The sequence below is a fragment of the Actinoplanes sp. NPDC048796 genome, from assembly GCF_040650035.1.
GTDB lineage: Bacteria > Actinomycetota > Actinomycetes > Mycobacteriales > Micromonosporaceae > Actinoplanes.
On record NZ_JBEZGO010000002.1, the window covers coordinates 26,029 to 41,005 of the forward strand.

The 14,977-nt window shown below is 70.1% G+C and carries 15 protein-coding genes; 7 read left to right on the plus strand and 8 right to left on the minus strand.

Annotated features, from left to right (window positions below):
- Positions 1–82 precede the first annotated feature (82 nt).
- Positions 83–2,641, plus strand: a complete 2,559-nt coding sequence (gene pepN, locus AB0C26_RS08465; protein WP_360243777.1) for an aminopeptidase N — start codon at positions 83–85, stop codon at positions 2,639–2,641.
- Between the two features lie 54 nt (positions 2,642–2,695).
- Here pepN and AB0C26_RS08470 read toward each other — a convergent pair whose 3' ends face one another.
- The 3 genes from AB0C26_RS08470 to AB0C26_RS08480 form a co-directional block, all read right to left on the minus strand.
- The gene (locus AB0C26_RS08470; RefSeq protein ID WP_360243780.1) at positions 2,696–3,259 is read right to left on the minus strand and encodes a Uma2 family endonuclease; all 564 of its coding nucleotides are present in this window, start codon (positions 3,257–3,259) and stop codon (positions 2,696–2,698) included.
- Between the two features lie 123 nt (positions 3,260–3,382).
- Positions 3,383–3,772: a DUF5130 family protein gene (locus tag AB0C26_RS08475; protein WP_360246486.1), complete on the minus strand. Its 390-nt coding sequence runs from the start codon at positions 3,770–3,772 to the stop codon at positions 3,383–3,385.
- 64 nt (positions 3,773–3,836) lie between these two features.
- Positions 3,837–4,238: a hypothetical protein gene (locus tag AB0C26_RS08480; RefSeq protein ID WP_360243783.1), complete on the minus strand. Its 402-nt coding sequence runs from the start codon at positions 4,236–4,238 to the stop codon at positions 3,837–3,839.
- 97 nt (positions 4,239–4,335) lie between these two features.
- Between AB0C26_RS08480 and AB0C26_RS08485 the strand changes: the two genes are divergently transcribed.
- Positions 4,336–4,830, plus strand: a complete 495-nt coding sequence (locus AB0C26_RS08485) for a hypothetical protein (protein WP_360243786.1) — start codon at positions 4,336–4,338, stop codon at positions 4,828–4,830.
- Between the two features lie 277 nt (positions 4,831–5,107).
- Positions 5,108–5,911: a class F sortase gene (locus tag AB0C26_RS08490; RefSeq protein ID WP_360243789.1), complete on the plus strand. Its 804-nt coding sequence runs from the start codon at positions 5,108–5,110 to the stop codon at positions 5,909–5,911.
- Positions 5,912–6,183: 272 nt separating this feature from the next.
- On the opposite strand, the gene AB0C26_RS08495 is transcribed toward AB0C26_RS08490, so the two are convergent.
- On the minus strand, positions 6,184–6,732 hold the full coding sequence (locus AB0C26_RS08495; protein ID WP_097319820.1) for an HNH endonuclease: 549 nt from the start codon (positions 6,730–6,732) through the stop codon (positions 6,184–6,186).
- A gap of 289 nt (positions 6,733–7,021) precedes the next feature.
- On the opposite strand from AB0C26_RS08495, the gene AB0C26_RS08500 reads away from it, so the two are divergent.
- From AB0C26_RS08500 to AB0C26_RS08515, 4 genes are all read left to right on the plus strand, one after another.
- Positions 7,022–7,987: a mechanosensitive ion channel family protein gene (locus AB0C26_RS08500; protein WP_360246488.1), complete on the plus strand. Its 966-nt coding sequence runs from the start codon at positions 7,022–7,024 to the stop codon at positions 7,985–7,987.
- A gap of 223 nt (positions 7,988–8,210) precedes the next feature.
- A complete protein-coding gene (locus AB0C26_RS08505) occupies positions 8,211–9,500 on the plus strand; it encodes an MFS transporter (protein WP_360243793.1) in 1,290 nt (429 codons plus the stop codon).
- Between the two features lie 32 nt (positions 9,501–9,532).
- Complete coding sequence (locus tag AB0C26_RS08510; protein WP_360243796.1) at positions 9,533–9,910, plus strand: globin; 378 nt, start codon at positions 9,533–9,535, stop codon at positions 9,908–9,910.
- Positions 9,911–10,013: 103 nt separating this feature from the next.
- Positions 10,014–11,270 carry a delta-60 repeat domain-containing protein gene (locus AB0C26_RS08515; protein WP_360243799.1) on the plus strand — a complete coding sequence of 419 codons (1,257 nt, stop codon included), beginning with the start codon at positions 10,014–10,016 and terminating at the stop codon, positions 11,268–11,270.
- A gap of 249 nt (positions 11,271–11,519) precedes the next feature.
- Here AB0C26_RS08515 and AB0C26_RS08520 read toward each other — a convergent pair whose 3' ends face one another.
- The 4 genes from AB0C26_RS08520 to ettA form a co-directional block, all read right to left on the minus strand.
- Positions 11,520–12,101 (minus strand): YbjN domain-containing protein, encoded by a 582-nt coding sequence (locus tag AB0C26_RS08520; RefSeq protein ID WP_360243802.1) that lies wholly within the window; start codon positions 12,099–12,101, stop codon positions 11,520–11,522.
- Between the two features lie 131 nt (positions 12,102–12,232).
- The gene (locus AB0C26_RS08525) at positions 12,233–12,892 is read right to left on the minus strand and encodes a hypothetical protein (RefSeq protein WP_360243805.1); all 660 of its coding nucleotides are present in this window, start codon (positions 12,890–12,892) and stop codon (positions 12,233–12,235) included.
- Positions 12,889–13,296 carry a thioesterase family protein gene (locus AB0C26_RS08530; RefSeq protein ID WP_360243808.1) on the minus strand — a complete coding sequence of 136 codons (408 nt, stop codon included), beginning with the start codon at positions 13,294–13,296 and terminating at the stop codon, positions 12,889–12,891. The genes AB0C26_RS08525 and AB0C26_RS08530 overlap by 4 nt, the downstream gene beginning before the upstream one ends.
- On the minus strand, positions 13,289–14,965 hold the full coding sequence (gene ettA, locus AB0C26_RS08535) for an energy-dependent translational throttle protein EttA (protein ID WP_360243811.1): 1,677 nt from the start codon (positions 14,963–14,965) through the stop codon (positions 13,289–13,291). The genes AB0C26_RS08530 and ettA overlap by 8 nt, the downstream gene beginning before the upstream one ends.
- Positions 14,966–14,977: the final 12 nt, after the last annotated feature.

Sequence of the window (14,977 nt, forward strand, 5' to 3'; positions counted from 1 at the left end):
CAGGACGCCGGGTGAGGTGTGCCACGCCTACCCGTCCGCATAGGCTGAGCGGGAAAGCTTGTGCGCTCAGAGGAGAGTGACTGTGGCCGGAGTTCGAAATTTGACCCAGGTGGAGGCCGCCGAGCGGGCCCGCCTGCTCGAGGTCACCGGGTACGACATCACGTTGGACCTCACCGACGGCCACGGCAATCCCGGCGACGGCACCTTCCGCTCCACCACGGTTGTGACGTTCACCTGCCGGGAGCCGGGGGCCGAGACCTTCATCGAGGCCGCGGCGGCCTCGATCCGGTCGGCGACCCTGAACGGGCAGCCGCTCGACCTCGCCGGGTTCTCGGCCGAGAAGGGCCTGACCCTGACCGGCCTGGCCGCCGAGAACGAGTTGGTGGTCGACGCCGACTTCGCCTACTCGGAGAGCGGCCAGGGGCTGCAGCGCAGCCTCGACCCGGTGGACAAAGAGATCTATCTGTACAGCCAGTTCGAGACGGCCGACGCCCAGCGGGTGTACGCCGCCTTCGACCAGCCCGACCTCAAGAGCGTCTACACGTGGCACGCCACGGTGCCGGCGCACTGGAAAGTCGTCTCGAACAGCCCGATCGAGCGCGAGGAGAAGGCCGGTCCGGGCGCCAAGACCGTGCACTTCGAGACCTCGGCCCGGATGAGCACGTACATCACCGCGCTCTGCGCCGGCCCGTACCACGAGGTCCGCGACGAGCACGACGGCATCTCGCTGGGTGTCTTCTGCCGCGCCTCGATGGCGCGGTACATGGACGCCGACAACCTGTTCGAGGTCACCAAGCAGGGCTTCGACTTCTTCCACGAGCAGTTCGGCGTGCGCTACCCGCTGCCCAAGTACGACCAGCTGTGGGTGCCCGACTTCAACGCCGGCGCGATGGAGAACTTCGGCTGCGTGACGCACGCCGAGGCGCACTACATCTTCCGCTCGCAGGTCACCGACTTCGAGTACGAGCAGCGGGCCAACACGATCCTGCACGAGCTCGCGCACATGTGGTTCGGCGACCTCGTGACCATGCGCTGGTGGAACGACCTGTGGCTCAACGAGTCGTTCGCCGAGTGGGCCAGCCACTGGTGCAACACCCGGGCCACCCGCTTCACCGACGCCTGGACGACGTTCCTGTCGGTGCGCAAGAGCTGGGGCTACCGCCAGGACCAGCTCTCCTCGACCCACCCGGTCTACACCGAGATGCCCGACCTCGAGGCCGTCGAGGTCAACTTCGACGGGATCACGTACGCCAAGGGCGCCAGCGTGATCAAGCAGCTCGTGGCGTACGTCGGCCTCGAGCCCTTCCTGAGCGGCCTGCGCGCCTACTTCGGCAAGCACGCGTGGAACAACGCCACCTTCGACGACCTGCTCACCGAGCTCGAGGCCGCCTCCGGCCGCGAGCTGCGCAAGTTCGCCGCCCAGTGGCTCGAGACGTCGCAGGTCAACACGCTGCGCCCGCTCGTCGAGATCGGCGCCGACGGCACGTACTCCAGCGTCGTGGTCCAGCAGGAGGCCCCGGCCGACTACCCGACGCTGCGCACCCACCGCATCGGCGTCGGCCTCTACGACCTCGAGGGCGACCGGCTGGTCCGGCGCGACCGCCTCGAGATCGACGTGACCGGCGAGCGCACCGAGATCCCGGCCCTGGCCGGGGTCAAGGCGGCCGACGTCCTGCTGCTCAACGACGACGACCTGACGTACGCGAAGCTGCGGCTCGACGAGCGCTCGATGGCGACGGTGGTCCGCCACATCGCCGGCCTCGACTCGTCGCTGGCCCGGGCGCTGTGCTGGAACGCGGCCTGGGACATGCTGCGCGACGCCGAGCTGGCGGCCCGCGACTACGTGACGCTGGTCTGCTCGGGCCTGCCCGCCGAGACCGACATCAACCTGTCGACGTACACGTTCCGCCAGGCCTCGACCGCCATCGCCCAGTACGCCGACCCGGCGTGGCAGGCGACCGGCTACGCCCAGCTCGCCGAGCTGGCCCGCACCCAGCTGGCCGCCGCCGAGCCCGGCAGCGGGTGGCAGCTCACCTGGGCCCGGGCCTTCATCGGGGCCGCCCGCACCGAGGACGAGCGGGCCGTGCTGCGCGGCTGGCTCTCCGGCGAGAGCGTGCCCGAGGGCCTGGTCGTCGACACCGAGCTGCGCTGGTCGCTGCTGCAGGCGCTGGTGTCGCTGGGCGCCGCGACCGAGCAGGAGATCGAGAACGAGCTCGCCACCGACCGGACGGCCAGCGGCGAGCGCGAGGCCGCGGTGGCCCACGCCCTGATCCCCACGGCCGAGAACAAGGCCCGGGTGTGGACGAAGCTGACCGGCGAGGGCGGCGTGCCGAACTGGCTCAACCGTTCGCTGCTGACCGGTTTCCAGAGCACCAAGCAGGTCGAGCTGACCGCCCCGTACGCGACGAAGTTCTTCGACGTGGTGGGCGACGTCTGGGCCCGCTCGGACAGTGAGCCGGCTCAGGAGTTCGCGATGCTGGGCTACCCGGTGTACCAGATCAGCGACGAGACGGTCGCGCTGACCGACGCGTGGCTGGCCCGCGACGGTCAGCCGGCGTCCCTGCGCCGCCTGGTCGCCGAGGGCCGCGACGGCGTCCTGCGGGCCCTGAAGGCCCGCGCGAAGGATGTCGACTCTGCCTGAGGGCCTCGCTCCGCTCGGCGGGGATTGTGCCCCGAGAGGTCGGGCACAATCCGGCTAGATCCAGGCCGCGGGGGCGATCCGCATCGGATAGGGGGCGTCGAGCTTGACCGGCTCGGCGCCCTCGACGCTGTGCACCGCCTGGTAGCGGTCGTCGGTCAACGCGTACGTGTGAAGCAAGGGTGTCGCCCGGCCCGGCTCGACCCGCCAGAAGCTCGGGATGCCGGCCTCGGCGTAGAGCGCGGGCTTGAGGAGCCGGTCGAAGCGCCGGGTGGCCGGCGACTCGATCTCGACCACCAGGGCCACGTCGGCCGGGTCGCACCAGACCGAACCGGACGAGCGCGGGCGCAGCACCAGAACGTCCGGAATCAGGTTGCTGTCACCCATCTGGACGCCGACCCGGTCGCAGACCCACCAGCCGGGCGGCGCCGACGAGCGCAGCGAGGTGACGACGCCGCGGACGGTCGCCTCATGCGACTCGGACGGCGGCGGCGACGCGTGCAGGCTGCCGTCGACGATCTCGTAACGGTGGCCGTCCTGCGGGAACAGGTGGAGGTCGGGCTCGGTCCACTCGGCCTCGGGGGCGCTCCAGCGCGCGAGGGTGTACGAAGCCGGGCTCATCAGTCCCACACCGGACCACCTCCATCACCGTGGGCTACAAGCCTAGCGACACAGCGTTGTTACCGCCCGGTTTCGGGCACGAAAAAGCCCCCGGCGGACCGGGGGCTTTTATCGCGGTATGTGTCAGCGGCGTCCGGCGTGCGACGCCAGCTGATCAAGACCGGCCATCACGCCGCCGGCCAGGTCGCCGCCGGCGAAAGCGGCCGACATCGACAGCCCGGCCAGCTTCGCGTCCCGGTCGGAGATCCGCTTGCGGGCCTCGGAGCCGGTCACGATCTCCAGCTTGCGCTGGTTGGGCGAAACCGCCAGCAGGACCGCGTTGGCCGCGTCCTTGACCTGCGCGGCCAGCTTCTCCGCGAACTCGCGGGTCGGCGTCTCGAACTCGCCGATGTAGACGCTGAACGTCAGGCCGGTGGACTCGTCGGCCACCCGCAGCGCCTCGTCGAGACGCAGCAGCTGCCGGGTGGTGAACGGGCCGTCCTCCACCTCGTTGCCGGAGGACGCGTGGACCAGCGTGTCGCCGCCCGGCTCGTCCAGGGCGGTCAGCGCCTGGCCCTTCCGCGGCTGCTTGCCAAGGTCACCAGCTGTCACTTGCGCCTCCTGTTGAACCGGGCTTGACCGGAGCCCCGGAGCTGTCCTCCAGGACCGAGCCGCCGGTCAGAGCCGGCTGAGCGTGGCCATGGCCGGACGGGCCCACGAGCTTCTCCGGCCTGGCGAGGAACCAGATCGGCTGAAAGTCGTACGGCCGGCCGGGCCGGTAGCGGTGTGTGCGCTTCGTGCGGTCGGCGCCGGCCATGACGAGCGCGGCGATCAGCCCGATGATCACCGCCGGAATGACCACGAAGACCAGAACGGTGCTTGAAATCGACAACGTCAACGCCCCCAGGGGCCTGAATTCCTTCAAACTGATCCGAACAACTGTCACGGTAGCGGAGCGCAGGTCATGCCGCCGCGTCGGGTCTATAACCCGCGCACTCACGCGATGGGGATCTCGGCGTATTGGGGCCGGAGATGCGAAAATCACCCACACGCGCCGTTCGTAGCAACGCGTCCTCGGACGGCAGGAAGGGGAATCGATGCGCATTTCCGTCCCCGCCGCCCTGGCGGCGCTCCTTCTGGGCCTGTTCGTCCCGATCGCGGTGATGGACGCCGCGCCGGCGCGTGCCGCCGCCATCTTCCTGGAGGTCAACCCCAGCACGGTGCCGGCCGGTGACGATCTGGCGCTGCGCGCCTCGTGTGACGACAATCTCAAGGCGGCCACTGTCACGTCCGGGCTGTTCGGAACGGTCACGGTGGCGCCGCAATACGGCTTTCTGACGGCGACCGTACGGGTACCGTCCGGCACCCGGCCCGGCGACTACCGCGCCGAGCTCCGCTGCCCGGACGGGCACACGACGATCGCCACGGTGCACGTGGTGGCCAAGGTCGAACCGGCCCGCGGCCCGGCCACGGGCGGCGGCGGCACGGCACCGGGCCGCAACGCGCCGGCGCTGATCGGCGGCGGCCTCGCGGTCATCGTCGCGGGCCTCGTCCTCGGCGTGGTCGCCCTGCGCCGCCGGCGGCTCAGCTGAGGGCCGGGCGATGACCGGCCAGCCCCCGCCGCGCCAGTCGTCCGGCCAGCCCCCGCCGCGCCAGTCGTCCGGCCAGCCCCCGCCGCGCCCGTCGTCGGCTCGGTCCGCTCCACCCCAGAACCCCCGGCCGGGCGCCGCGGGCCGATCGCGCCAGGACGCGGCTGGGCAGGGCCGGTGGGATGCCGCTGGGCAGGCTCGGGACGCGGCTGGGCAGGGTCGGCGGGAGGGGGCCGGGCAGGGTCGGCGGGAGGGGGCCGGGCGGGCTCGGTGGGAGCCCGTGACCGGGCCGCGGATGCCGGAGTCGGTGCTGCGGAAGAAGCCGGCGCAGATCGCCGCGCCGCCGCCGGGGACCATCACCGGGCCGCTGCCCGCGCCGAGGCCGCTGCCGGGGCGGCATCCCTTTCGTCAGCCGTCCCCGCGGCCGCTGCCGACATCGCCGCCCCGGCCGGCCCGGGGCCGTAAGCCGTGGCCGATCGGCATGATCGCGCTCGCCCTGCTCTTCCTCGGCCTGTTCGCGGTCGCGATGGGGCTGGGCGCGGCGACCAACCTCGACCTGGGCCGGCTATTCGCGGGCGAGCAGAGGAACGAGCCGCCGCCGCGTTCGTTCCCGGTCCTCGACCCGAGCCGGCCGCTGCGGCTGACCATCCCGGCGATCAACGTGAAGGCGCCGATCCTCGAGGTGGGCCGCGCCGACGACGGCACGGTGGACGTGCCGCCGCTGGAGCGGCACAACGAGGCCGGCTGGTTCGACGGCGGCCCCACACCGGGGCAGTTCGGGCCGTCGCTGATCGTGGGTCACGCGGACACGCGTACGGGACCCTCGGTCTTCCACGCCCTGCCCAAGCTGAAGCCCGGCCAGCGCATCGAGGTGCAGCGGGCCGACCGTTCCGTAGCGGTCTTCGAGGTCAACTCCGTCGAACAGTTCGACAAGGGCAAACTGCCGGTCCAGCGCGTCTACGGCGACTACAGCCGCCCTTCCCTGCGCCTGCTCACCTGCGGCGGCCGCTGGCTGGGCGGCAGCACCGGCTACCAGGACAACATCGTCGTCTTCGCCTCACTCGTAGACACCAAACACTCGTAGCCACCCCACACCCGCGATTTGCCCGTCGAGGAGATGACGTGCGGTTTTGCGGCGCCGTGGGGTTTGGCGTCGCAAAACCGTGCGTCATCTCCTCGGCCCCCAGGGGCAAATCGCCCGCGCAGCGAAGCGGAGCCAGCAGCTCAGCCCGTCGAGGAGATGACGTGCGGTTTTGCGGCGCCGTGGGGTTTGGCGTCGCAAAACCGTGCGTCATCTCCTCGGCCCCCAGGGGCAGATCGCCCGCGGAGCGAAGCGGAGCCAGCCAGCAGAGACAATTAAGCCGCCTCGGCTTCTAGAGCCGGGGCGGCAGGGAGGTCGAGCCAGTCGGCCCAACGGGGATCTGGCGTGCGGTGTCCGAGGACCCGCCACGCCACCCCGCGTGGTGCGGCTGGTATCTGGTGGAGCCTCCAGCCGAGCTCGGCGGGGGTCTTGTCGCCCTTGCTGTGGTTGCACTTGGCGCAGGCGGCCACCACGTTCTCCCAGGCGTGCAGGCCCCCGCGGCTGCGGGGGAACACGTGGTCGATCGTTTCGGCCGAGCCTCGGCAGTAGGCGCAGCGGCCGCCGTCCCGGGCGAAGATCGCACGGCGGGAGAGGCCGACATGGGTGCGGTACGGGACCTTCACGTACCGGGTGAGGCGCACTACCGAGGGGACCGGAAGGTTGGTGTGCACGCTGTGCAGGATGCCGTCGCCGTCGGAGACGCACTCTGCCTTGGCGGTCAGGACGAGGATGGTCGCTCGACGCACCGATACGACGCACAGCGGCTCGTAGGTGGCGTTCAGAACCAACGCGGATGAGCCCACTATGGGTCGTATGTCAGGCATCAAGATTCACCCTTCGGGTAAAGGTGTTACTGGCACTCCTGCGTGAGTAGTCGAGACCTCGTGCGCCAATAGTCCCTGATGGATGGCCAAATTGCGAGCGAAATCCGTGGCCGGAGGGTAAACGTCTGAGGTCAGCGGGCTGTGCGGTGCCTGAGAACCGGGTCGTCGGCTCCCGGTACGGTTGTGCCCCGTGTTACTTCTCGCCCCTTCCCCCTCACCGTCGCCCGACGTCTACACGACGATCAACGTCGAAGAGGTCTGTAAAACCGACGCGCTCTGCAGCCGGGTCCTGGAGTGGACCGGCAATCAGTGGCTGGCCAGCAGTAGTTACGTGATCATCGTGAAGCCGCTGCGGATCATCGGGATCATCCTGATCGCGTTGCTGATCCGCTGGCTGCTGCACCGGGCCATCGACCGCCTGACGCACACGACGACCCGGGCCTCGATGCCGGCGCTGCTCAAGCCGCTGAAGGAGAGGGCGGCCCAGACCGCCGAGGAGGGGCAGTACATACCGGAGCGCCGCCGGCAACGGGCCGAGGCGATCGGCTCGGTGCTGCGCAGCTTCGTCAGCGCGGTGGTCTTCACCATGGCCGCCCTGCTCGTGCTGGGCGAGTTCGGCTTCAACCTGGCACCCCTGCTGGCCAGCGCCGGCATCGTCGGCGTGGCGCTCGGTTTCGGTGCGCAGAGTCTGGTCAAGGATCTGATCGCCGGTCTTTTCATGCTTCTGGAGGACCAGTACGGCGTGGGCGACACGGTCGACCTGGGTGAGGCCACCGGCGTGGTCGAGACGGTCGGCCTGCGCATCACCACGGTCCGCGACGCGCGCGGGGTGCTCTGGTACATCCGCAACGGCGAGATCGTCCGGGTCGGCAACAAGAGCCAGGGCTGGGCCATGGTGGTCATCGACATCCCGATCGGCTTCGTCAACTCCGAGCAGGCGATCGCGGTGCTCAAGGAGGCCGCGCAGCGGGTGGCCGACGCGCCCGAGCATCAGACCGAGTTTCTGGAGCCGCCGGACGTCGTCGGTGTCGAGCAGTTGACCGTCGACGGCGCGGTCATCCGCACGATCGCCAAGACGACCTCGGACGGTCAGGTGGCCGTCCAGCGTGATCTCCGTCAGGCGCTGACCGAGTCGCTGGAGACGAGCGGGATGTCCGAGCGCATCGCCGCTTCTCGATTGCTGCCGCGCAGCGCGGTGCCGCCGGCGTACCTCGGCAATTCCGACGCCGGCCACCAGCCGGGTGGAGCTACCTGAGCTGCGATTAGGGCGTACGGGGGATGCCCGGACTCGACCGAATGGCCGATATTCCGCCCGTACGCCCTAGCATCGACTCGGACGATCGGGCAGAATCCGGCTTGAGCATCTGCACATGCGGCATCACGTTCCCCGCGGGCCCGACCCCCTCGCGCGGGGGCGCCCGGCGGTCGCCGCGACCCGGTGACAGTCGAGATCGAGAGAGGACCTGGTGTCCGAGGCGGTGACAGAGAGCGATAGGAAGGTCACCTTCCGCGACCTGTTCGGCGTGCGTGAATACCGTGCGCTCTACCTCTCGTTGATCGTCAACTGGGTCGGCGACTACCTGGCCCGCGCCGCCATCACCGTCCTTGTCTACGAGGAGAGCAAGTCCGTCCTCATGTCGGCGGCGGCGTTCGCGGTCAGCTTCCTGCCCTGGGTCGTCGGCGGGCCGCTGCTGGCCACACTGGCCGAGCGGTACCCGTACCGCCGGGTCCTGATCATCGCCGACCTGTTCCGCATGGTCGTCATCGCGCTGCTGCTCATCCCCGGCGTACCCATCCCCGTCATGCTTCTGCTGGTCTTCCTGGCCAGCCTCGGCACGCCACCGACCCAGGCCGCCCGCTCGGCCCTGCAACCCCTGGTCGTCGGGCGCGACAAGCTGCCCATCGCGGTCGCCACCAACGCCACGACCGTGCAGGCGGCCCAGGTGTTCGGATACATGGCCGGCGCCGCGCTGGCCACGGCGATCAACCCGCAGGTGGCCCTGGCCATCGACGTCGTCACCTTCGCGCTGTCGGCCGCCCTGATCACCTGGGGCGTGCGGCCCCGGCCGGCCGCGTGGGACAAATCCGACCGCCGTCACCTGCTCCGCGAGTCGGGTGAGGGCTTCCAGCTGGTCTTCGGCACGGCGACGCTGCGCTCGATCGCGATCATGGTCTTCGTTCTGACGATGTTCGCCGTGGTGCCCGAGGGCCTGGCCGCCGCGTGGGCCGCCGAGGCCGACCCGGACTCGGCCACCCGCGGCCTCGACCAGGGCCTGATCATGGCGGCCGGCCCGATCGGCTTCGTCGTCGGCGGCCTGCTGATCAGCCGGCTCGCCGGCAACGACCTGCGCGACCGGCTGGTACGGCCGCTGGCCGTGCTCTCCGCGCTCGTGCTCGTGCCGTCCCTGGCCGGCCCGCCGGCTCCGATGGTGGCCGTGCTGGTGGCGCTCTCCGGGATGGCCCAGGGCGGTGTGACCCCCACACTGAACGCCCGATTCGTGCTCATCCTGCCGCACGGGTACCGCGCCCGGGCGTACGGCGTGATGCAGACCGGCATGCAGCTCAGCCAGTTCGCCGCCGTCATGGTCACGGGCCTGCTGGCCGACCACTTCTGGCTGCCGATGGTGGTCGGCCTGTGGAGCGTCGGCGGCACGGTGGCGATGGGCGTACTGGCCGCGAGCTGGCCCAGCCGGGAGACGTTCGCGGCGGCCACCCAGCAGGCGTCGCCCGAGCACGAGCATCACGGCCGTCACAGGGCCGTGGCCTGACCGCCGCGGCGGGCGGCTGGCAGGATGGAACGGTGACCGACCCCGCCAACTTCTTCGAAGCCGTCGGTGGCGAGCCCACGTTCCGGCGTCTGGTCGACCGGTTCTACGAGGGCGTCGCCGACGATCCCCTGCTGCGCCCGATGTACCCGGAAGAGGACCTGGGCCCGGCCGCCGACCGGCTGACCCTGTTCCTCATGCAGTACTGGGGCGGCCCCAACACGTACTCGGCCTCCCGCGGCCATCCCCGCCTGCGCATGCGCCACGCGCCCTTCGTGGTCGACTTCGCGGCCCGCGACGCCTGGCTCAAACACATGCGCGACGCGGTCGACAGCCTGGAACTCCCGAAGCCCCTACATGACCAGCTTTGGGACTATTTGGAGCGAGCAGCCCATTTCATGGTTAATGCTTGAGCTGCTGGCTCCGCTTCGCTCCGCGGGCGATCGTGTCCGTTATGACTCCATAGTCGTTGAGCGGTAGGTAAATACGCTGCTCAACTGACCTGGAGCCTTTCGCATGCGTCGCCGCTTGCTTGCCGCCGCCACCATCGCCGCCGCCGCTGTGGCGTGCGCGCATCCCGCCGCGGCCGACCTTGCCCAGCCCACCATCGTGTCCCCGAATCCGGTGGACTTCACCCCGCACGTCCTCGACGGCACGGTCTGGTCGATGACCATCGTCGGCGACACGGTGGTGGTCGGCGGCGCCTTCACCAAGGTCACCGACAGCACCCGCCGGACCACCTTCGCCCGCAAGAACATCTTCGCGTTCGGGCTCAACGACGGCGCCGTCCGCGGCTTCGCGCCGCAGGTCGACGGCGCGGTCTACGCCCTGACGGCCGGCGAGGACGGCACGGTGTACGCCGGCGGCGCCTTCAAGACCGTCAACGGGACGGCCCAGCGCGGCCTCACCCGCCTCACCATGGGCGGGCAGCGGGTCAGCGCGTTCAACGCCAAAATCAACTGGGGCGACATCCGGTCGCTGAACGCGCGAGGTTCCCGGTTGTACGCGGCGGGCACGTTCTCCGCGATCAACGGCGTCAACCGGGCCGGGCTGGCCCGCCTCAGCGCCGCCACCGGCGCCGTGGACAGCGGATTCGACGCCAAGCTGACGGCGCCGGGGCTGAGCCGCACCCGGGTCGAGCACTTCGACATCTCGCCCGACGGGCGGAAGCTGGTGGCGGTGGGTGCGCTGCTGAGGGCCAGCGGGTACGACCGTACGCAGATCGCGATGTTCGATGTGTCGGGGCCGTCGGCGCAGCTGACGAGCTGGTACACGGACGCGTACAAGCCGCAGTGCATGAAGGGCTTCGACACGTACCTGCGGCAGGTGAAGTTCTCGCCGGACGGGTCCTACTTCGTGGTGGCGGCAACAGGGCGGGCCAGCTCGCCGGATCGGCTGTGCGACTCGGCGGCCCGGTTCGAGGTGGCGGGCTCGGGGCGGCACAACCCCACGTGGGTGCAGCGGACCGGCGGGGATTCGCTGTACGCGGTCGCGGTGACCGGATCCGCGGTCTACCTGGGCGGGCACCAGCGGTACTTCGACAACCCGTACGGCTCGGACGCCAAGGGCCCTGGCCCGGGCGCGGTCTCCCGGCCGGGCATCGGTGCGGTCAGCCCGGCGACGGGGCGGTCGCTCACCTGGAACCCGACGCGGTCGCGGGGGGTTGGGGTTCGGGTCTTCGTGGTGCACTCGCGAGGGCTGCTCGTGGGGTCTGACACGGATCAGCTGGGGCGGGAGTACCACGGGCGGGTGGGGATGTTCCCGCTTGGCTGAGCTGGGTGCATGCGGCTGCTGAGCTGGCTGGCTTCGCTTCGCTCAGCGGGCGATTTGCCCCTGGGAGGTTGATGGAGAGGTGTGCGGTTTACCAACGCCGCAAAGAGCGACGGCGTCGGTAAACCGCACACCTCTCCATCAACGGGGCAAATCGCGGGCCGCTCACAAGGGTGGCAGCGCCATGGAGTCTTGACCGGCTTGGGTGGGGCTCGGGCTGGGGCCTCTTGTTGGAGGGGCAGCGCCGGAGAGCTAGAGCAGGGCGCCCTCGTCGTGTAGCCAGTCCACGAAGCTGGTGGCTACGGCGGCGCCGCAGTCCAGGAGCTCTACCAGGAGGGCGTCGTGGGTGCCGGCGGCCAGGGGGACCTGGAGTTCGGCGTAGATGGGGAGCTGGGCTCGTTCGGTGGGGTCGCCCACGTAGGCCTTGCAGAAGCGGCGGGTGTGGTTCCACTCGTTCACCACTCGGTAGGCGCGGTCGGCCCAGTCCGGGGGGACCGTCGAGTGGGGGCGGGCGCGCATGACGAGGATTTCGTCGTCGGGGCCCTCCAGGGTGAACAGCACCGCGTGCCGTTCCCACATGGCCAGCAGACTGCCGCCGCCGTCGGCCAGGAAGCGGATGTCGAGCAGGTCGAGCGCCTTGCCGATGCGGGCCAGCGTCACCGGCGCGACCGTTTCGGGTTCCTCGGAGCCGGCCGTCTCGACCGGGACCGGAAGCCGGCCGGGCTCTCGTTGGGCCGGTACGCCGACCCGTACGGCACTGCGAACCGCCGAATTGTCGTCGGCCTCCGCCGGGTTACCCGCGGCCGAGCCCGGACGCCATGACCACCACGGCATCTTTGTGCACCTCACTCCCCAGCAGACCCACCGCCGGACGTAGCGAGTGGATCCGAGGGCCGACGGTACCCGTAGGTTTCGCGGAGGTCATCCCCCCAACCGGAGGGCGCAACCGGTCGTCCGATACGGCATCACCCTTTCGGGTGATCGACTATAGGCATAACGGTCAATTTCTGAACGGCCTGTAGCCACGCCACTCCATATGGTGCAGAAAGTCCCACCCAGCGTCCGGACACCCGTACGCGCGTCGACGGGCCCTCAGTGTCTCCCGGGCCGAGGAAACCCATCCGGGAGATCGCCTGAACGAGTCGCTGGGACACCTCGACCGGGCGGCCGCCGGGCGGCGTCACGACGAGGGCGACGTGGTCGAGAAGGGCGTCCCGGACCGCGCGCTGGCCGACCGAGCGTCCGCTGAGACCGGTCGCCGTCACCTCGCGCAGCGTTCCGGCGGCCGCGGCGGCCAGGCGGCTCAGCTCGGCCCCGGAGACCGACTCGACGGTCTCGCCGCCGGGCGTGGGCAGCGGCCAGCGCCACTGGGCGTCGCGCAGCGGCGGCAGCTCGTCTCCCCCGCGGGCCAGCACGTCCAGCAGCTCACGGGCGGCCACAGTGGCGTCCCGCGGACCGTCGCCGGCCACCTCGCGGGTCACCAGCACGTCCCAGGGAAGCCGGGCCCACAGCGCCACCCGGCCGCCGGAGGTCTTCAGGCGTACGGGGGCGCCGGGGTCGAGCCGGACCAGACGGGCGAGGAAGGCGCCCGCGTCGGGGACACCGACCAGGCCGTGCGAGCTCATGACGCGACGTACGGTCGCAGGAAGTCTTTCTCGGCCTGGCTCAAGCGCCGGGGGTGGCCCTCGGCCAGGTGGTACGGCACGCAGACCGACTTGGCCCGGCTGGCCAGCACGTCGCCGTCGAACAGCTCGTACGCGACGGTGAACGCCGCGGCGCGCACCTCGGAGATCCACATCTCGATGCGCACGGGATCGCCGTAGTCGACGGGACGCAGGTAGTCGACCTCGTGGCGGGCGATGACGATGCCCTCCTCGAACGACCCCAGGCCGTGCTTGCGCGCGCCGACGAAGAACATGGCGACGCGCGCCTCCTCGTACAGGGTGAGGAAGCGCGCGTTGTTCACGTGCCCGTACGCGTCCATGTCGGACCAGCGCACGGGCACGTCGTACGTAAATCGCTCAGTCACGAGTGAGCTTGCGGTACGTGACGCGGTGCGGGCGGGCGGCGTCGGCGCCGAGGCGGTCGATCTTGTTCTTCTCGTACGCCTCGAAGTTGCCCTCGAACCAGAACCACTTGTCGGGGTCCTCGTCGGTGCCCTCCCACGCGAGCATGTGGGTGGCGACCCGGTCGAGGAACATCCGGTCGTGGGAGATGACCACGGCGCAGCCGGGGAACTCGAGCAGCGCGTTCTCCAGGCTGGACAGCGTCTCGACGTCGAGGTCGTTGGTCGGCTCGTCGAGCAGGATCACGTTGCCGCCGATCTTCAGCGTCAGCGCCAGGTTGAGGCGGTTGCGCTCACCACCGGAGAGCACCTTGACCGGCTTCTGCTGGTCGGGGCCCTTGAAGCCGAACGCCGCCACGTACGCCCGGGACGGCATCTCGACCTTGCCGACCATCAGGTGGTCGAGACCGTCGGAGACGACCTCCCACACTGTCTCGTCGCCGCCCAGCCCCTCGCGGTTCTGGTCCACGTACGACAGCTTCACCGTCTCGCCGATGCGGACGCTGCCCTCGTCCGGCTTCTCCAGCCCGACGATGGTCTTGAACAGCGTGGTCTTGCCGACGCCGTTCGGGCCGATGATGCCGACGATGCCGTTGCGCGGCAGCGAGAACGACAGGTGGTCGATCAGCGTACGGCCGTCGAAGCCCTTGACCAGGTCCTTGGACTCGATGACCGTGCTGCCCAGGCGCGGGCCCGGCGGGATCTGGATCTCCTCGAAGTCCAGCTTGCGGGTCTTCTCCGCCTCGCTGGCCATCTCGTCGTACCGGTCGAGACGGGCCTTGCTCTTGGTCTGGCGGGCCTTGGCGTTCGAGCGGACCCACTCGAGCTCCTCGGTGAGGCGCCGCTTGAGCTTCGCGTCCTTGCGGCCCTCGACCGCGAGACGCTGGGCCTTCTTGTCGAGGTACGTCGAGTAGTTGCCCTCGTACGGGTACGTGCGGCCGCGGTCGAGCTCGAGGATCCAGTTGGCCACGTTGTCGAGGAAGTACCGGTCGTGGGTGATGGCGATGACCGTGCCGGCGTACTTCGCGAGGTGCTGCTCCAGCCAGCTCACGCTCTCGGCGTCGAGGTGGTTGGTGGGCTCGTCGAGCAGCAGCAGGTCGGGCGCCTCGAGCAGCAGCTTGCAGAGCGCCACGCGGCGGCGCTCACCACCCGAGAGCTGGGTGACGTCGGCGTCCGGCGGCGGGCAGCGCAGCGCGTCCATGGCCAGCTCGAGCTGGGAGTCGAGGTCCCAGGCGTTGACGTTGTCGAGCTGCTCCTGGAGCTTGCCCATCTCCTCCATCAGCTCGTCGGTGTAGTCGGTCGCCATCTCTTCGGCGATCTTGTTGAACCGGTCGAGCTTGGCCTTGGTCTCGGCGACGGCCTCCTCGATGTTGCCGAGGACGGTCTTGGAGTCGTTGAGCGGCGGCTCCTGCGCGAGCATGCCGACGGTGTAGCCGGGCATCAGCCGGGCCTCGCCGTTGCTCAGCGTCTCGATGCCCGCCATGACCTTGAGCAGCGTGGACTTACCGGCGCCGTTCGGGCCGACCACACCGATCTTGGCGCCGGGCAGGAAGTTCAGCGTCACGTTGTCGAGCACGACCTTGTCGCCGTGCGCCTTGCGCGCCTTTTCCAGGACGTAGATGAACTGGGCCACGGTGCGCCCTAC